The 17,893-nt window shown below is 59.5% G+C and carries 15 protein-coding genes and 2 pseudogenes; 9 read left to right on the top strand and 8 right to left on the bottom strand.

Annotated features, from left to right (window positions below; all coding sequences use genetic code 11):
• Window positions 1-188: 188 nt before the first annotated feature.
• Window positions 189-1,358, bottom strand: a complete 1,170-nt coding sequence (locus BRAGE_RS0145365) for a lactonase family protein (RefSeq protein WP_035730744.1) — start codon at window positions 1,356-1,358, stop codon at window positions 189-191.
• Between the two features lie 240 nt (window positions 1,359-1,598).
• Between BRAGE_RS0145365 and BRAGE_RS57495 the strand changes: the two genes are divergently transcribed.
• Both BRAGE_RS57495 and BRAGE_RS57490 read left to right on the top strand, forming a co-directional pair.
• A complete protein-coding gene (locus BRAGE_RS57495) occupies window positions 1,599-1,943 on the top strand; it encodes an autoinducer binding domain-containing protein (protein ID WP_027564685.1) in 345 nt (114 codons plus the stop codon).
• Window positions 1,928-2,296: a helix-turn-helix domain-containing protein gene (locus BRAGE_RS57490; protein ID WP_027564686.1), complete on the top strand. Its 369-nt coding sequence runs from the start codon at window positions 1,928-1,930 to the stop codon at window positions 2,294-2,296. Before BRAGE_RS57495 ends, BRAGE_RS57490 begins: the two co-directional genes overlap by 16 nt.
• A 430-nt stretch (window positions 2,297-2,726) precedes the next feature.
• On the opposite strand, the gene BRAGE_RS0145350 is transcribed toward BRAGE_RS57490, so the two are convergent.
• On the bottom strand, window positions 2,727-3,164 hold the full coding sequence (locus tag BRAGE_RS0145350) for a YybH family protein (RefSeq protein WP_027564687.1): 438 nt from the start codon (window positions 3,162-3,164) through the stop codon (window positions 2,727-2,729).
• A gap of 680 nt (window positions 3,165-3,844) precedes the next feature.
• On the opposite strand from BRAGE_RS0145350, the gene BRAGE_RS54010 reads away from it, so the two are divergent.
• Window positions 3,845-4,045: a hypothetical protein gene (locus tag BRAGE_RS54010; RefSeq protein WP_084335062.1), complete on the top strand. Its 201-nt coding sequence runs from the start codon at window positions 3,845-3,847 to the stop codon at window positions 4,043-4,045.
• Window positions 4,046-5,340: 1,295 nt separating this feature from the next.
• Here the strand turns inward: BRAGE_RS54010 and BRAGE_RS58145 are convergent.
• Both BRAGE_RS58145 and BRAGE_RS51325 read right to left on the bottom strand, forming a co-directional pair.
• Window positions 5,341-5,559 carry a DUF6894 family protein gene (locus BRAGE_RS58145; protein WP_416207766.1) on the bottom strand — a complete coding sequence of 73 codons (219 nt, stop codon included), beginning with the start codon at window positions 5,557-5,559 and terminating at the stop codon, window positions 5,341-5,343.
• Window positions 5,469-6,149, bottom strand: a pseudogene (locus BRAGE_RS51325) (transglutaminase-like domain-containing protein); the annotation flags it as partial. The gene BRAGE_RS58145 and the pseudogene BRAGE_RS51325, both read right to left, overlap by 91 nt.
• A gap of 122 nt (window positions 6,150-6,271) precedes the next feature.
• Here BRAGE_RS51325 and BRAGE_RS54005 point away from each other — a divergent pair.
• A pseudogene (locus tag BRAGE_RS54005) lies at window positions 6,272-7,135 on the top strand (transglutaminase family protein); the annotation flags it as partial.
• Between the two features lie 265 nt (window positions 7,136-7,400).
• Here the strand turns inward: BRAGE_RS54005 and BRAGE_RS0145330 are convergent.
• Window positions 7,401-7,943, bottom strand: coding sequence for a hypothetical protein (locus BRAGE_RS0145330; protein ID WP_167336582.1), 543 nt, complete (start codon window positions 7,941-7,943; stop codon window positions 7,401-7,403).
• Window positions 7,944-7,966: 23 nt separating this feature from the next.
• Window positions 7,967-9,142: a zinc-dependent alcohol dehydrogenase gene (locus BRAGE_RS0145325; RefSeq protein WP_027564689.1), complete on the bottom strand. Its 1,176-nt coding sequence runs from the start codon at window positions 9,140-9,142 to the stop codon at window positions 7,967-7,969.
• Between the two features lie 231 nt (window positions 9,143-9,373).
• Between BRAGE_RS0145325 and BRAGE_RS51315 the strand changes: the two genes are divergently transcribed.
• The 3 genes from BRAGE_RS51315 to BRAGE_RS57480 all read left to right on the top strand — a co-directional run bounded on the left by BRAGE_RS51315 (window position 9,374) and on the right by BRAGE_RS57480 (window position 11,700).
• Window positions 9,374-10,567: an L-dopachrome tautomerase-related protein gene (locus tag BRAGE_RS51315; protein WP_051378346.1), complete on the top strand. Its 1,194-nt coding sequence runs from the start codon at window positions 9,374-9,376 to the stop codon at window positions 10,565-10,567.
• A 62-nt stretch (window positions 10,568-10,629) separates the two neighbouring features.
• On the top strand, window positions 10,630-11,022 hold the full coding sequence (locus BRAGE_RS57485) for a hypothetical protein (protein WP_231164140.1): 393 nt from the start codon (window positions 10,630-10,632) through the stop codon (window positions 11,020-11,022).
• 42 nt (window positions 11,023-11,064) lie between these two features.
• The gene (locus BRAGE_RS57480; protein WP_231164141.1) at window positions 11,065-11,700 is read left to right on the top strand and encodes a hypothetical protein; all 636 of its coding nucleotides are present in this window, start codon (window positions 11,065-11,067) and stop codon (window positions 11,698-11,700) included.
• A 178-nt stretch (window positions 11,701-11,878) separates the two neighbouring features.
• On the opposite strand, the gene BRAGE_RS0145310 is transcribed toward BRAGE_RS57480, so the two are convergent.
• On the bottom strand, window positions 11,879-12,511 hold the full coding sequence (locus BRAGE_RS0145310) for a tyrosine-type recombinase/integrase (RefSeq protein ID WP_035730738.1): 633 nt from the start codon (window positions 12,509-12,511) through the stop codon (window positions 11,879-11,881).
• 392 nt (window positions 12,512-12,903) lie between these two features.
• On the opposite strand from BRAGE_RS0145310, the gene BRAGE_RS0145305 reads away from it, so the two are divergent.
• Window positions 12,904-14,613, top strand: a complete 1,710-nt coding sequence (locus BRAGE_RS0145305; RefSeq protein ID WP_108914726.1) for an arylsulfatase — start codon at window positions 12,904-12,906, stop codon at window positions 14,611-14,613.
• Between the two features lie 606 nt (window positions 14,614-15,219).
• Here the strand turns inward: BRAGE_RS0145305 and BRAGE_RS0145300 are convergent.
• Complete coding sequence (locus tag BRAGE_RS0145300) at window positions 15,220-16,284, bottom strand: IS110 family transposase (protein WP_028146518.1); 1,065 nt, start codon at window positions 16,282-16,284, stop codon at window positions 15,220-15,222.
• Between the two features lie 337 nt (window positions 16,285-16,621).
• Here BRAGE_RS0145300 and BRAGE_RS0145295 point away from each other — a divergent pair, with 337 nt between their 5' ends.
• Window positions 16,622-17,854 carry a dienelactone hydrolase family protein gene (locus BRAGE_RS0145295; protein ID WP_027565159.1) on the top strand — a complete coding sequence of 411 codons (1,233 nt, stop codon included), beginning with the start codon at window positions 16,622-16,624 and terminating at the stop codon, window positions 17,852-17,854.
• Window positions 17,855-17,893: the final 39 nt, after the last annotated feature.

Below are 17,893 nucleotides of genomic sequence, written 5' to 3'. Positions count from 1 at the left end.
GTGGACCAGATTTGCTCAACCTGAGTTCTTCGCAGTGTGACCCATAGCGGTCCTGGTGCAAGCATATGGCGCCGTTCGCGGTCTCGGCCCGGCCACTGAAAGAGAATTACCAATCTTCTGATTACAGAATGAAGGCCCGATTTGAAGCGGGCCTTCGACTTCTCAGCGCTCGACAATTGGTATAAGCGCTACGGCCCCATCCTGGCCGAGGCGGGATGCCCCGGCACCTGGAAGCGCTTGCCCGTATCCGTTACGTTCGTGCCGTCTACCTTCAGTATCGAGAAGTCCTGTGTCAGATAGTTGCCGACAAGAAGGTATTTGCCGTCAGGAGTGAATACCGCGGCCTCCGGCAACCCACCGACTTCGATATCTTGGATCTTGCTCACTTTCTTTCCGTCAATCTTCAGCACCGTGATGCTGCCGTTCTTTTCGTAGAAGTATGCGTTCTTCATGTTGGAGCCGCGCAGAATCACGGCAACCGCGACGTCGCCCTTGGGACTGATTGCAAGACCCTCGGGACCGTCGCCCACCACTACGCGATCAATGATGCGCGGCGGATTGGTCTCCAGGTCGATGACGCTAGTGGTATCCACGCTTCCATCGGAGGCACCTGCGTTGCCGTTGTCCGAGGTCAGGGCGATTTTCCCGCCGGGTGCGGCCGCAACATTGTAGGGCCACTGGCCGGCCGGCAAGTCAATCTTGTTGTACGTCACCTTGTCACCTGCGATGTCCAGCATTGAGATCTTGTGAGCAGGGAAGCGGGCGACCAGGGCTCTCTTGCCATCCGGGGTGAACGTCGCGTGCGACGGACTGTCGGGCATCGCAACGTTGTCCGTGATCTTCACGTCAGTGCCGTTCACGGACAGGACGCTGATCGAATTGTCTCCGCGATTGGCGACGAGCGCCATCTTGCCGTCTGGACTGAAGCTGAGCCCGGATGGCTGCTTCCCGCCAGTGAGCGTCGCGGCCAGCTTGGGCGGATCGGCCTGCAAATCCACGACGTAGATTTTATTGTCGAGCACCTGTTTCAGCACCTCTCCGTCCTTGACGACATCGACGGAGTCGGCGACCAGCGCCATCGTTCCGCTGGGATCGATCGCGACGTTCACGGGCGGTCCGACCACCGAGTTCTTCAGCAGCAGGGCAGCAACGATCTTGGGGGTTTCAGGAGAGGCTAGATCGACGATGAGAACCTGGTCCTTGCCGGGTGCAGAGAGAACGGGCTTGCCGCTTACGTCCCACAGAAGCTTCTCATCAAGCCCCACGATCATCAATGGCTTCGCGTGCCCAGTGCTAAAGCTCGTGCTGAGCAGCATGGCGGCCGCAAAAGATAATCCTATCGCATTGTTACGGGACATCTTCGCGTTCTCCCTTAATTTTTTGTCCAGCCTCCGGAGGACTGGTGTTGGCAGCTTACGCTGCGGAACATTCGTTCGCTAGTGGTCTCTCGTCTGCTCGTGGCCGCTTTCTCGCCTAGTTTTATGGGGGCTGCGTCTGACCCAGAGTAGGCACGTTCGTTGCTTCCACGATGCGATCTGATCGATTACGATACTGCTTAAGAGGACCTATGAACCTGATCCCCAGCCGCGCCTTCGAGTTTGTCGAAAAAGTCGGGGCGCTGCACCACCGCGCGCGTTCTCGATGCGATGGACCACGCGGTCCGGCAGTATGGGTTCGACTGTTTCTGCTGCTCCTATATCGCCCCGCTGGCGACCGAGAAGCCTGCGCGCAAGGCCGTGCTCGCGGAACGGCTGCCGCGCGGCTTTCTCGACATGTATTCCGAAGCGAAGTTCGTCTGGGACGATCCGGCGCTGCGCTATCGCCGGATGACGGTCCGGCCGTTCCGCTGGCTCAAGGAAGCGCCTTACGATCCGGTGCGCGAGCCGCGCGCCGTCGAGCTGGTGCAGCGCGCCCGCGACTTCGGAATATGGACGGCGTTGTGATCCCGGTGAACGATGTCACCGGCCGCATCGGCCAGGTCTATTTCGGTGGGGCGGAGATCGACCTGCCGAGCGGGGCCCTGCTCGCGCTGCATCTCATGGCGCTTTATGCGTTCGATCGGGCGCTGCAGTTGCGCGGCCGGTCTGATGCGCCGCAGCTCGCACTGACATTGCGCGAGCGCGAGGTGCTGACGCTGGTGGCCGTTGGCTGGTCCTACGAGGAGATCGCCGGCTCCCTGATCAACACGGCGCGCACGGTGAAGGCGCATATCAAGAGCTGCTGCGAAAAGCCCAACGCCGCGACCCGCACGCAGGCCGTGATGATCGCCCTGCGCGACCGCCTCATCTCGCCATAAATACTGCTTCGGTCTGGGGACATCATGAGGCGGCGGGATTTCAATCGCAGGCACAGCATTATCGGTCGGCGTGGCTAAGGCGCGCGCTCAATCTTCGGCCTCGCTAAACGACGGAAGCCCTGAAGATCCTCACCACTCTACGGGACACACAGCGGCTTCACGAACAGGATGTCGAGCGGCTGCTACTGGAGCTCTCCAAGCCGCCTCCCTGAGAGGAGTGAAGGCGAGTGGACGTCGGCTACTGGCCCGTCGCGGCCAAGCAGAATGCCCGTTGAGGCGTCGGCTGTCGGGCGTAGAGCGGAAGCTGATCGCAGCAGTCTGGACCGCCGATTTTGACCCAATCCGGACATATCCTTCACCAGTGGCAAGTAGCCGTTTTGGGTGTCCGGTAAGGCCGCCGCCCCACCGGACAGATTGAGCCTCAATCGCTTTAGTTGAATGTTTGCAGCCTTAATTTGAGTGATCCGTCGGCTTGCCGTTCGAAGACGTGCGTCGCCAAACCACTGAAGGGAGACGGCTTGCCCTCCTTGTCCTTACCCGTGGCGCTCCACTTGGCTGTGCCGAAGACAACCTTGTCGTCTCCGCCGGCGTCGATCATCTCCAACTTGTGATCAGTCACACCGCTCGCGAAGAGTCCGGCAAAGAACTTCTCGATCTCGGCCGGACCCGAAGCGACCTGATGTGTCGGCGGCATCAATTTTGCCGTCGCGACATAGGAGGCGCCGATGGCCTTCTCGTCGTGCTTGTTGAATGCGGCATCCCACGCTGCGTAAGCCTTCTCCACGTCCCCCTTGACGTCTGCGGCCAACGAAATTCCCGGCGCGCAGAGCAGACAAATGACTAGTGCTGATGTTTGAGCCAACTTCATAGGATACTCCTCTACTGGATAACGCCTTTCCCGATTCATCATCAGTCGCCGGCCGCTACGCTCCGCCAGCAGACGACACCGTCGCCGGTCGCGCTGTGGCCGGCCATTGGTTCATTAGGGAAGAGGTGCAGGCGATGCTAACTTCAAGGCGCCGGTCACCTCGGGAGTCCATATCGCCGTCATGACACCGCCATTGCAGCCGGTGACATATGCGCCGAACTTCAACCACCACGACCAATTCTACAAGGCAACATGATCATGCTGGACTCCATCCAATAGTTCGCGGAACAGCAATTCCGGGCGATTACCGTCAACCACGTTGACAAATGGGAGCGACGGCACACGGATTGCCTAGGCCGGAATTCTCGGCGCTGCGCACGGTAATTCGCTTTTTTGCCCTGTGCTGACTGTCAACCGAGAAGGGGCAATGGTTCGCTTCAAACCAGGTGACCGAGACCGCGGTGAACCCCGACTTCCGATTTTGCCCCCGAATGGACGGCCTCTTCTGATTTCAGGGCGCACGAAATGAAGGATGAGAGCAGCGGCAATGACCGAGTGGCGATTAGCCCCGTGACCACTCGTTCCAATAGACGGAACCATCGGATCCTTCAAAAAAACGCGAAACAATTTCCAACCCTGTTGCTTGAGATAAATCGTGGGGCTAATCGGGATGTCGCGAAATGGCCACCCCCAACCGAATATCCGACCACATCGACCATAAGATTGCCCGGTCGATCTGTGACAAGGTGGGTGACAGGTTGCAACAAGACTTAGCTCTCGAAGTCTCGCCGCTGCCACCCTACCTCGCACGTCTAGTTGATGAATTGCGTAACCAAGAGCGTCATCTAATTGATGACGTCGAAAACTGGCGCTACCGCTGACTGTTTCTTCCCCATGCGGCGATAGTCGCGGCCATGTGAGTGCGTAAAAGAAAAGCCGCCGCTCTCAGCCCGGCGCCGGCTTGTTTCTACTAACATCGTCGCTGAGTACGGTTCTTGGTTGCGCGGGCAAATCTGTTCGTAAGACCGATTGATTGCCTGGCCCTGAGCCGAACAATGCTCCAACCGATGTCGGTGGTCCGCAGTAGAGCCGACCTCGGCCCGCGTGCACGCCCGCCGCCGCTTTTGACCCACAGCGGACTCGCGAGACGTTCTCAAGTTGGGCTGTCTGTGGCGAACGGAGATCGGTGTGGCCTGTTTCCGGCCACTAGCATCGGGTCTATAAACGGATCACCCATCATTCACACTTGGTACCTTTTTGGAACCCTCGGTCATAACACTCGCGCTGGTTATCGGCATTTGCATCGGATCGGCGCTACTTGCCCTTGTTATTTGGAGCAACGGGCGCCGGAAGCCGAAGGGCTAAGCAAAGCCCGGCGCTCAGTTAGCGAGCGCTGTCCGTTTGAGGTGTCCTAATTAGGACAGCACCCTGCGACGGTGCTGTTATTTCACCCTGGGTTCTGCGCGGTGTCCTAATTCGCTGTACGGTGTGGGATGGACCGCGCCATGCTGCATAGGCATCTAGCGATAGCCGAACGCCACATATCGGAGGGTCTAGGCTTGCTCGCGAAGCAAGAGGCGTTGATCGCTGAACTGGATCGGCACAACCACGACACTAAGGTGCAAGAGCCGTGCTGGCGACGATGAGGGAAACCCAAGCCCTGCATATCGACGGCCGCGACCGCATCTTGACGGAGCTGGAACCCCCCGGTCCAAGCCTCAGGCATGGACGAGCCCGCTTCAGAGAAACGCCCGGAGCCCAAACCGACGCGCTTGGAGGAGGCGCGGCGCCTGATCGAAGAGTACGCCGCCGAGCTGAGGGAGATCATCCATAGACTCCGCCGCAAGATGAACTACAGTTCGCGGGCCTCTTTCAATCCCGCCAACGCTGACTTCCGTTTTGGCCCATTGCTGCCACGTCCCACGGCCGAGGATATGTCGGCTGTCAGGGGCAGACCGGACTTAACCTAAACCGAGCCAAACCGTCGATTGACCCAGAGCCGAACTACCATTTGATCGCCACACGTCAGCTGTCGAGTTAGTTAGATCGGGCTACCTTCGGCGTTTGCAAGCGGGCTTTCTCGCCGCGACGGAGGACAGGCTTTGCGCTTGCTTATGACCTAGGGCGCGGCTCGATCGGACTGTTTCAGTATTGAAGCTGTCCGCGAGATAGTCGGCTACATTGCGTCATCGATGGGAATCCTGCAGACTGGCTCCCCCGTGCAGGTTGTGACGGACACTGAGCAGTTTCTGCCGGCCAGCTCGGGTCTGGCCTCACGGATCGAGCGGGCCAGCCTGATTGCTTCTATCCGGGCGGCTGTCGCACCGGCGAGCTCGTGGGTGCCATGATCCGCGACAATGCGGGTATCGCAGAGTTTGAAGTGAAATCTCGGCATCGCTGATTGCTCTCCGGGATCTCCTCGGTGACGACCGTGAAGCGCACCAGTTGCGCGGGGCCGAATGTCGTGGAGATCGCGACGTCGGCGGCGTCTCTGCCGCGTGCGATCAAGATGCGACCAATCCTGGGATGATTATGTCGCGCGTCGAACGTGTACCAGCGTCCACCAAGATAGACCTCCAACCAAGCACTGAAGTCGATAGGCGCCAGATCGGGCGGCACCCCGATGTCGCCGAGATAACCCGTACAATATCTGGCCGGGATATTCACGCATCGGCACAGAGTCACCGCCAGATGGGCGAAGTCGCGGCAGACCCCAATGCGTTCCTCATGAGCTTCCAGGGCCGTCCGGTCGTTGCGCGCGAAGTGATAACCGAATTGGATGCGGTTGTGGACGTAATCGCAGATCGCCTCAACACGCGCGCAGCCGCCTTCGATGGCACCGAACATCGTCCAGGCAAGATCGGTGAGCTTTTGGGTATCGCAATAGCGGCTGCCCAGCAGATAGACCAGCGTCTCGTCGGGAAGCTCCTGAAGCGCCACCTGTGGCGCGTCGAGGGCCGCGGCGTCCGGCCGCCCACTATCCTTCCGTCGGGTTCCTCAGAGAACCCCTCGGAAAGTGCTGAAATAGCAGGCAGTTGGGGGTTCACTTGCGGAAGTGGAACTATCGGTGAAAAGAGGCCATATTGGGTGGGGCCCGAGCGCGCGCGATGACCATCTACGCCGTCCACCACAGCACCGTCTATCGCTACCACCGGCCGGTCAAACTGGGGCGCCACCACCTCCTCTTCCGTCCGCGTGACAGCTTCGATCAGCGCTTGCTCGACTGCCAACTTACAGTGCGGCCGGAGCCAGCAGAGATCCGGTGGATCCACGACGTGTTCGGCAACTGCCAGACCTTGGTCGATTTCAATGCGTCGAGTGACCTCCTGGAATCGACACGATAATTCGCCTCGAACACACGCCGGAGAACGCGCCGGACTTTCGGATCGAGGAATACGCCCGCCAGCATCCGTTCTCGTATGGTGACGACGAGTTGCCGGATCTCCTGCCCTACATGCGGCGCCATCATCCGAACGACCACGCGGTCGATGATTGGTTGTCGAAGTTCGTTGTGCGTGACGCGAGCCGGCCGACGGGCCACTTGTTGATGACGCTCAACGAGGCGATCGCCCAAGGCTTCTCCTATCTGCGCAGGACATCGCCGGGCACGCAGCCCTGCCGAGACGCTCGCGCTGCAGCAGGGAACGTGTCGCGATTTCGCCTTGCTGATGATGGAGGGGGCGCGCTCGCTTGGTTTCGCTGCGCGTTTCGTTACAGGCTACGTATATGTGTCCGACCGAGACGGACCGGAGCGACTTGGCGGCGGATCGACGCACGCGTGGTGCTCGATCTACATTCCCGGCTCAGGCTGGGTCGAGTTCGACCCGACCAACGGTATCGTTGGAAATCGTGATCTGATCAGGGTCGGCGTTGCCCGGACGCCGCAGCAGGCCATTCCACTGTGGGGGACATATTGGGGCGAACCCGATGACGAAGTCGGAATGGAAGTTGCCGTGAATGTGAAGTCAGAAACAGGTGTGGCTAACCACGGCGCCGAGGACACCTATACGGATCCGCCACAAAGACTTGAGGAGAGATGGCTGCTTGTGGACCATCTGCGAAGTTGCGCCGCGTCTGACGGAGGTCCGCTCATCGCGGCAGAGCGGACCAGATTTGCTCAAGCTGAGTTCTTCGCATTTTGACCCACAGCGGACCATCTCCTCGTCCAACTCTTGAACTCCACGTGGGGCAGCATCCCGGCAACGGCAGCATGCCACCGCGCGGGACGCGCCTAAGCTAGGTCGCAGCGAGTTGCTTCCTGAGCTTCTTGGGACCGCTAATCCCGCGCGAGGCGGCCATTCCTTTCGGATAGCCGGTGCGGTCGTAGTAGTTCCGGCGAGAGCCGGACCCCGGTGCGTGGCGCGCGCCGACCTCCTTCGCGGTTGCGAAGTCGAGCAGAGTGATGCCCCCAACCATCAGCAAGGCAAGCGCCACGTTTCCTCTCTTGGGATTATCGGCGTGCAAGCCTCCCATCAATGTTACGATGTCGAGCCCGTCGCCGGCAACGCGGCTCCACAGTCCTGCATTCTTGTCGGCCGAGAGCGATAGCACGCCAGAGGCTATTTCCCTGGCGCCGTAGGCGCGAACGAGCCTTTCCTGGCCTTGCATGCCGAGCGCACGTGTGACGCGCTCGGGAGCCAGCATCTCCAGTGCGCCTAGACCTAGGCTGAACCAGCCGAGATTGCGCGCCATCCGGTCGGAAGCGCCGAACGAACTCGGGCCCGTGCTGACGACTTTCGGATCACCCTTCGAGCGTACAAAGTTTGCGATTTGTCCAATAGCCACGACTATGTCCTTTCTTGTCAGTTCTTGAGCACGACCTTCACACAGCTGTCCTGCTTGTTTCGAAACACCTTGTACATTTCCGGCCCCTGTTCGAGGCTCACCTTGTGCGTGACGACAAAGGAAGGATCGATGTGACCTTCCTGGATGTAGCGGAGCAACTCGTCGGTCCAGCGGTTGACGTGCGTTTGTCCGGTGCGAACACTCAGCCCCTTGTTCATGAGCTGGCCCATCGGAAACTTGTCGACCAAGCCCCCATAAACCCCCGGAATCGAGAGAATGCCGCCTGGGCGGCAGACGTAGATCATTTCACGCAGCACGTGGGGACGGTCGCTCTCCACCAGCATCAGCTGCTTCGCGCGATCGACGATCGTATCGGGCTGGCCAAACGAAACGTGAGACTCCATGCCTATGGCATCGATGCACTTTTCAGGCCCCTTGCCGTCGGTCAGCTCGTTGAGCCGCTCGACAACACTTTCCTTCTCGAAATTGATCGTGGTCGCGCCGCCTGCTTCCGCCATGCTTAGCCGTTCCGGAATGCGATCGATTGCGATGATCTGGTTCGCCCCGAGCAGCATGGCGCTACGGATCGCCATCTGTCCGACTGGCCCGCAGCCCCAGATCGCGACGGTGTCGGTCGGCTCGATGTCGCATTGGACCGCCGCCTGCCATCCCGTGGGCAATATATCTCCAAGGAAGAGCACCTGCTCGTCGGTCAGTCCGTCAGGTACCTTGATATGGGTGGCGTCGGCAAACGGCACGCGAAGATACTCTGCCTGGCCGCCGGGATAGCCACCGGTCAAATGCGTGTAGCCAAATAGGCCTGCAGTCGTATGGCCAAATACCTTGTCCGCAATGTGCTTGTTGCGGTTGGTGCGCTCGCAAACGGAGAAGTTGCCGCGCTTGCACTGATCGCATTCACCGCAGATGATCGTGAAAGGCACAACGATCCGGTCGCCCTTCTTCAATTTCCCATTGACGCCTGAGCCGACCTCGACGACCTCGCCCATCATTTCATGGCCCATGATATCGCCGGGCAGCATGGCCGGAATGAAATTGTGAAAGAGATGCAGGTCCGAGCCGCAGATCGCGCAGCTCGTCACTTTGATGATTGCGTCTCTGGCGTCCTGGATCTCCGGATCTGTGACAGTGTCACACCTGATATCTTCTTTGCCGTGCCAAACGAGTGCCTTCATGCCGACCGCTCCAGGTTTACGCCCCACCTGAGCGCGAACTCGTGGATTGGTGAGCGGTTTCTATTCCAAATAAATAGATTGCGGCTTCGTTTGCAATTGAGAACCGGCAGATGCGCGATCCTTAACCTGGGTTTACTCCTGACGACTTGCAGCTCGGTTTCACTCGGCAGCGGGAACGATGTCGACAAGCGAGGATTGTGTCCTGAATTTCCCCAAGCGAGAGGCCACGCAATGCGTCCAAACCTGTTCGGCTACGGCGCGGCAGTGCTCCTGTCGATATCATCCGCGGTTCACGCGCAAACCACGACACAAGACATCAAGGCCAGGGCGGAACGACTTCTGTCTCCTTTGGTGGACACGCGCGACGGCCGCTTGCAAGTGGTCGCTACGTTTGACCACCAGGTAACCGGTGTTACGGTTGCGCCGGACGGCCGCATCTTCGTGAACTTTCCGCGCTGGACAGAGGACACGCCCGTCTCGGTCGCTGAACTCATGCCGGACGGGTCGATCAAGCCTTATCCCGATCAGGAGTGGAACAGCTGGCGCAACGCTCGGATGTCCGAGGTCTCGCCCAGCGATCACTTCGTTTGCGTTCAAAGCGTTGTCGCAGACCAGCGCGGGTCTCTCTGGGTCGTCGATCCGGCAGCTCCAAATGCCGAGAAGACGATCAAGGGCGGCCCCAAGGTGGTCGAGATAGATCTGAAGTCAAACAACGTGAAACGATCCTTCCCGATCCCTTCGGAGGTCGCTGGTCCGGGTAGCTATCTGAACGATATTCGCATCGCGCCCGATAGAAAATTCGCCTACCTGACGGACTCCGGCTCACCTGGCGGTCTGGTCGTTCTCAAGATCGAGTCAGGAGAGGCGTGGCGTGTGCTGAGCGACGATCCTTCAACCCAATTCGATCCCAGCGTCAATGTGATGAGCGATGGCCGCCCGGTGCGGCGGCCTGATGGACGGCAACCGCTGTTCAATGCCGATAGCCTGGCGCTATCTAAAGACGGCAATACGCTGTATTGGCAAGCTCTGACAGGGAAGACCCTCTACAAGATCCGCACACCCGATATCCAGAACCCCGACGCGGCAAGTCGTGCCCGTCCGGAGACGGTGGCGACAACGGAGCCGGTAGATGGACTTTGGACAGGCGAGAACGACGAGATCTACCTGAGCTCGATCGCTGACAACGCAGTTAAGGCCCTCAACCCGCAGGACGGCAGCATACGGCAGCTGTTGACAGATTCGCGCCTGCGCTGGCCGGATACGTTTTCCCAAGGTCCCGATGGCGCCGTCTATGTGACGGCATCGCATATTCAGGATTCGCCCTGGTTCCACATGACATGGACGGACAAGAACTTTACCTTGTTCAAGTTCATGCCGCGCGAGGCCAATGCGGCCGCGTCAGACGGCGCTTTCAAACAGAAATAATCGACGAAGCAGGGCCGGCGACACAGCCACGGAGGTCGATGGTGCGTTGGGTGGAGCCTGCATTGGGCACGTTGTTGATGGGCATCGTCCTTGCCGACGTCTTCCTGACGGTGCTCTACGCCCGCGCTGGCACCGGGATCATGAGCGACCGCCTGGCAAGACTGGTGTGGCGAGCAATGCGCGGGGTTGCTTCGAGCCGCAACAATCATCTGCTTTCGTTCTGCGGGCCTATCATTGTAGTCGCATTGCTACTGACCTGGTCGGTCCTGCTCGCGCTGGGGGCCGCACTGATCGTCCACCCTCTGCTCGGGACGAGCATCACGAGCAGTAGCCAAGAGACGCCAACGGATTTCGTGACGGCGCTTTACGTGGCTGGAAGCAGCCTCTCGATCGTTGGCGGCAGCAATTTCGGCCCGCAAAGCGCTGGAGCAAAGCTGTTGTTTCTTCTTAACTAGGTGATTGGAACGTCCGTCATATCGCTCACCATCACTTACCTGATGCAGATCTATGGCGCGCTCAGGAGCAGAAACTCGCTCTGTCTCAAAATCCACGCGCTCTCCGGCGAGAACGGCGATGCGGCCGAGTTGCTCGCGCACCTATTTGCAAAGAACCAGCTCAGCGCGGGTTACAACAACCTCTCATCGCTGGCGGCAGAGCTCACGGAAGCAAAGGAAGCCCACCATTTCTATCCTATCCTGTTCTACTTCCGCTTCCCTGAGCCGATCTACGCCGTGTCGAGGTCGTGGCTCGTCGCGCTTGATGCTGTTTCGCTGATCCGAAGTGCCTTGCCGGACGATGCGGATTGGCTGAAACAATCGGGCGCGGTCACACAAATGTGGTCCTCCGCGCTACTACTCCTCTCCACTCTCAGCGACGTCTTCCTGCAAGAGAACCCGCGGCATGAAGCGGACGATGCCGATCAGCTACTCTGGCGAGCCCGGTTCGATAATGCGCGACAGCGACTACAGAGCGCCGGTATTTGCGCAACGGACGATTTTCGCAATGCGGCCAACTTTTACGTGGATTGTAGAAGAAGGTGGGACGGTCTTGTTCACCTAGTCGGCAATTCCATTGCTTACCAAGCGTTTGACATCGATCCAGCAATACGGAAGGCTCAAACTCCATCAACCTGATGCGGCCCGTGTACAGAAACCGCGTTGCAGAGTCCAAAAAGGGTGGCAGCTTGGATACCTAAGCATTGCAGACGTCGGGACAATGTGAAGAGCTTCAAGACAATTCGGGCGTTCTTCCGCTTTTGGCCCGGAGGCGTCCGTAAGGGCAGAGCAGAGCACGTCTGATCTGCCCCCGAAGTCAGACGTCGACTTGTTCTGCTATCGCGAGGGCGTCGTCGACCTCGATGCCGAGATATCGCACGGTGCTCTCAATCTTAGTATGCCCCAGAAGGACCTGTACGGCTCGCAGGTTGCCGGTTCGGCGATAGATCAAGGTCGCCTTGGTCCGGCGAAGGGAATGCGTCCCGAAAAAGTGCGGCTCCAGTCCAATGTCGGCAAGCCAGCGGGATAAGAGACGGGCATACTGGCGGGTCGTCATATGCCCGCTCGGCCGCCGGCCCGTGAACAGGTATTCTCCTGACTTCTTGCCCGTGAGCCGCAGGTAATCGTCGATAGCTTGCCGCGCCGATTCCGTCAGCTCAAATTTAACTGGCCGGCCAGTCTTCTTCTGTCGGACGGTCGCGCGGTCGGCCGCATACCCGCCGGGCGCAAGGTCTTCAACTTTCAAGGCGACGACGTCGCAGCCGCGCAGCTTGCTATCGATGGCGACGTTGAACATTGCCAAATCGCGCGTTCGCCCCTCGACTTGGAGCTTGGTTCGGATTGACCAGACGTGCTTCGGACGGAGCGGCGGCTTTGCGCCGACGATCTTCCCCTTATTCCAAGGAGCGTGCTTCGGGGAAGCGGGGACGGTGCTTTCCGTAATGGTCATGTTGACCTCCTCAGCTAGTGAAGCTGGTCATGTTCCACTGGGAGCCCTTCCAATCCGGCGTCCGCTTCTAGACGATTGGAGACGTACTTGCGTCCAATTCGAACGATCGCAAGGCTAATTTTGACCTTAGCGGACCTGCTCTCCCCCTCGCGTAGCCAGAACCGAGCTCGGATATCCTTTGATCTATATCAACCGGCGCGGGAATCGCTTGGCTTTGATCGCCGGAGCCTAAAGATCCGATCCAAAAAAATGCGCGAGGTGCTTTACGGCGGCCGACATCCTTGCGCTCGCGACTCTTGCCGCCGTCATCGATCGGCGCGGATAGCTCGAGCTGATCGAAACCGCCTAAGCCATCCCGGCTTCAGGCGCATCGCCAGGAAAAGGATCATGTAATGAGTAACGATAGGATTCCAGCCCAGCCAAACAAGGAGACTGGACCCAGCAGCGCAGGATTGAAACGCCGCGATCTCCTTTTGAGCGGCAGCTCCATCGTCGCAGCTTCAGCGCTCTCTGCGGTCGGCGCGACAGGTTTCGCGCAAGCACAGCAGCCGGCACCCACTCCCGCGCCAGCCGGACAAAGACCCAATATCGTCGTCATCATGGGGGACGATATCGGAATCTGGAATATCGGTGCTTACCATCGAGGCATGATGGCCGGCCGGACGCCGAACCTCGACAAGATCGCGGCGGAGGGCATGCTGTTTACCGACTATTACGCCGAGGCGAGCTGCACCGCGGGTCGCGCCAATTTCATCACCGGAGAGCTGCCGATCCGCACCGGCATGACCACGGTCGGCCAGGCCGGCGCGCCCACAGGCTTGCCGGCGGAGGCCGTGACCATCGCCACCGCGCTCAAAGGCATGGGATATGCCACCGGCCAGTTCGGCAAGAATCACCTTGGCGACAAGAATGAATTTTTGCCGACGGTACATGGCTTCGACGAATTCTTCGGCTACTTGTATCACCTCGACGCGATGGAAGATCCGGCTCACCCCGGCTATCCGCAAGACCTGTTGAACGTCGTCGGTCCGCGCAACATGCTGCATACGTGGGCGACCGATGTCGACGATGCCACCGTGGACCCGCGCTGGGGCAAGGTGGGCAAGCAAAGGATCGAGGACGCCGGCACGCTCTATCCGAAGCGGATGGAAACGGTGGACGACGAAATCCGGGACCTTGCCCTGAAGTTCATTGAGAAGGCCAAGGCCGACAACAAGCCGTTCTTCCTGTGGCTCAATCCAACCCGCATGCACATCGTCACGCACTTGTCGCCAAGATATCAGGCGATGCGCAATTCCAAGAACGGCTGGACGATTCATGAAGCCGGCATGGCGCAGCTCGACGACGATGTCGGCATCGTCATGCAAAAGCTCAAGGACATGGGCGTGGATGATAACACCATTGTCATCTTCACTACCGACAACGGCACAGAGGTCTTCACTTGGCCGGACGGCGGACAGACGCCTTTCGCGCAGAGCAAAGGCACCGTCATGGAAGGCGGTTTCCGTGCGCCGGCGATGATCCGCTGGCCTGGCAAGGTGCCGGCCGGCAAGGTCGAGAACGGTATCATCTCCGGGCTGGACTGGTTCCCGACCTTGCTAGCCGCAGCCGGCAACCCGAACATTGTCGAGGAGCTGAAGAAGGGCAAACACATTGGGGACCGCACCTACAAGTGCCATCTGGACGGTTACAATCAGATGGACATGATCACCGGCAAAGGGCCCTCGAACCGGCACGAAATCTGGTACTTCGGCGAGAGCGAGCTGGGAGCCGTGCGCATCGACGACTTCAAGTATCGCTTCATCGACCAGCCCGGGGGATGGCTAGGCGAGAAGACCAAGGTTGACGTTCCCTACCTGATCAACCTTCGCCTCGATCCGTTCGAGCGGACGGGTTGGCCCGATAGCGGGACCAAATTTGGCGCGCAGCAATACTTCGACTGGTTCAAATACGAATTCTGGCGCTTCGTGTTCGTCCAGCAGGAGGTCGAGAAACTGGCCATGACCGCGATCGAGTTTCCGCCGATGCAGAAGGGCGCAAGCTTCAACCTCGATGCTGTGAAGGCCAAGATCGAGGCCGCCAGGACGGCGATGGCGAAATAGAAATTTATGTCGTCAAGGCGGGGCGGCCGCCTCTCGGCCGCCCCACGCTGCACCAAAAATGTCTCCTTCTGGCCCGTGGCTGACCTCCGCTCTTGGCCTCGCACCGTCCGCTTCCGAGGGCGGAGCGGAAAGCCATCGTGGAGACGCCGAGAGCGGCCTTTGACCCAAATGTATGGTCCGGCCGTGCGGTGCAAGAAGATTTCGACGATGCGGTAGATACGGTCTTGCATCAATGTATCCGGCCTCTGCTTGGAGCGGAGTGCTCCGGGCCATCATGGATATCAGCGCGCACGTGATCTGGTTAGCGGACAGGCCTTGACCGGGCCATTTGGGTCACCAGGGTTCGCATGCGTCGGGAAGACCGATTCTCCATCGTCGTGTCATCCTCTCGCAGACCTCGGCAGGTAAGGGTGTTGTTACGTCATCGATAGCTCCTCACTTCGCGCTGTTCCTTTGTTCGTGCCTGGCGGTCGTTCCTTCGTCCCGGCCTGCGCGCGCAGACGCGCCGCGCGCAAGGCGCCGTCAAGGCCGGCCGTCGTGCTGTCCTGACGGCTTGCTCTCCTGCGGCCAGGCTGCGCCTTGACGGCGCCGCGCACGGCGCGAGGATCAAGCAGATCCAGACGCCGTCTCCTCCGTCTTGACGCACGTGAAGGCGCGTCCCTTATTGAGGACCGCCCAGGCGATCCGGGCGAGCTTGTTAGCGAGCGCAATCGCCAGCACGTTGTGATGCAGTCGTTTCTTGGCGCCTTCGATCCAGGAGTTGAGGCCATAGCGCTCCCAACACCTGACCTTGACCAGCACAACCCACGCGGCTTGCACGAACAGCGCGCGCAGGTAGCGATTGCCGCGCCTTGAGATACTGCCGAGGATCGTGCGGTCGCCGGTCGATATCTGCTTCGGCACCAGTCCTAGCCAGGCGCCGAAGTCGCGGCCTTTCGAGAACACGTCTCCCGTGCCGATCGCGGCCACCATTGCGCTCGAGATGATCGGGCCAATGCCAGGCACCGTCATCAGTCGCTGGCAGGCCTGATCTTGACGGGCCAGTGTTTCGATCTCGTTCGATAGCCCCTCGATACGCTCATCCAGCCGGCGCCAGTCTTCCGCCAGACCCTCGATGATGCGCAACATGCGAGGCGAGAGCACATCGGCGCGTGTCGCCAAGATACCCNGCAACTCGAACCGCAGGGCATGCAGGCCCTGCCGCACGGCGATGCCCCGCTCCAGCAGGAACGCACGGATCTGATTGATGGCGCCGGTACGCTGACCGACCAATCGATCGCGGACGCGGTGCAGCGCCTGAAGGTCGAGCTGATCGGCGGTCTTGGTTGCGACGAACTTCATGGTCGGGCGTTGCACCGCCTCGGCGATGGCTTCCGCATCTCGGAAGTCATTCTTCTGTCCCTTCGAATACGGGCGCACGTATTTCGCCGGCATCAGGCGGGCGTCGTGGCCAAGCATGTGGAGTTTGCGGCTGAGATGATGGGCGCCAACGCAGGCCTCCATACCGATCACGCACGGCGGCAGGTTGGCGAGCCGCGTTTCCAGCTGGCCGCGTGACCACTTCTGCCGCAGCACGATGGCACCGCGGTGATCATGACCCACGATGTGGAACGAGTTCTTGCCGATATCGATGCCGATCACGGCGATCGCTGCGTTGAGTTTCCGAGACATGGCGTGCTCCTTGTCTTGAGCGCCCCTTGCCAGCTTCTCGTGCTGGCAGGGCCGGAGCACGGCCGGACCATCCCATTAGCAGACTCCCTCTGTCATGGAAAATTGAGCATTCATCGTGATCTCGGTTGACGGACTACGTTTGCGCTCGGACGAGAGACGGCGTGTTACACCGGCAACGATTTTCGAGTAGCAATCTTCCACGTTTCTAGTATTGGCTCATCGGCCGACATCGCCTTGCGAAGTAAAATCCGACCTGGACGTAGGCACAGACGTCGGCGACGACGTTGGCAAGATGTCGTCTTTCGCTGACACATTTCATAGGTCGTGGAGGGTTGAAATGGCGGGACAGTGGATCGACATCAAAGCCGCCGATGGCGGTACATTCAAGGGCTATCTCGCTATTCCCGCGTCTGGGTCAGGTCCCGCCATCCTGTTGTTGCACGATATCTTTGGCGTCGCCCCCTCCATGCGCATCGCTGACTACTATGCCGAGGAAGGCTATGTCGTGCTCGTGCCGGACCTATTTTGGCGCATGGACCCGCGCGTTGATCTCGGCTGCGCCGAGGCCGATTTTAGCAAGGCGATGCAGTATTCCCTGCGCTTCGACGCCGATCTTTCAGTCAAGGATTGCACTGATGCATTACAGTCGCTGCGGGCGCGGCCGGAAACGATTGGCAAGGTTGGCGCACTCGGTTTCGGCCTCGGCGGTAAAATCGCTTATCTCGTTACTGTGCACACCGACGTCGATTGTGCCGTGTCCTATTATGGCATTGGCATCGAGGCCTATCTCAGCGAGGCCTCGAAGATCAAGCGGCCCATAGTCTTTCACTACGCCGAACTCGATCCTCTTGCCCCCGCGGAGGCGCGGACGCAAACTAGATCGGCCTTTGCAAATCGTCCGGATGTCGAGTTCTATTTTTACCCGGGCTGCAATCATGCTTTCGCAGCGCCGGAGCGCGCGAGTTTCAACAGACCGGCGAGTTTGATGGCGCACTCGCGTTCGATCGCGCTGTTCCGTAAAGCCCTCGGCCCTCATTACGATCTCTCGTCACTGTGGGACAAGCACACCGAGCTGGAATTTGCCACACGCTCGGCCGAAGCGACTATGGGCACGATGGTGGCCGAACCCTACGTCAACCATATCCCAATCATGACTGGCGGCGTTGGCCACAGTGACCTTCTGCGCTTCTACAAAAACCATTTTATCCCGAAGACGCCGAAGGACACTAAACTGATCCCGATCTCGCGCACCATTGGCTCCGACCGGGTGGTCGATGAGATGTTGTTCTGCTTCACTCATGACACCGAGATCGACTGGATGTTACCGGGCATATTTCCGACCGGCAGATACGTCGAGATCCCGCTAGTCGCGATCGTCTGCTTTCGCGGCGACAAGCTTTACAATGAGCATATCTATTGGGATCAGGCCTCGGTACTGGTCCAGATCGGGCTTCTAGATCCCAATAAATTGCCGGTGGCCGGTATTGAGACCGCGAAAAAACTTGTTGACGAGTCCTTGCCTTCCAACGCAAGGATGGCCCGTTGGGCTGAGAGCGCTCCCAAAATCTAGAGCAGCTTGCCAGAGTGGACCGAGCAAACACCATGCTGA

Source organism: Bradyrhizobium genosp. SA-4 str. CB756, from assembly GCF_000473125.1.
GTDB lineage: Bacteria > Pseudomonadota > Alphaproteobacteria > Rhizobiales > Xanthobacteraceae > Bradyrhizobium > Bradyrhizobium arachidis.
This window is presented reverse-complemented; position numbering and strand designations above follow the sequence as displayed.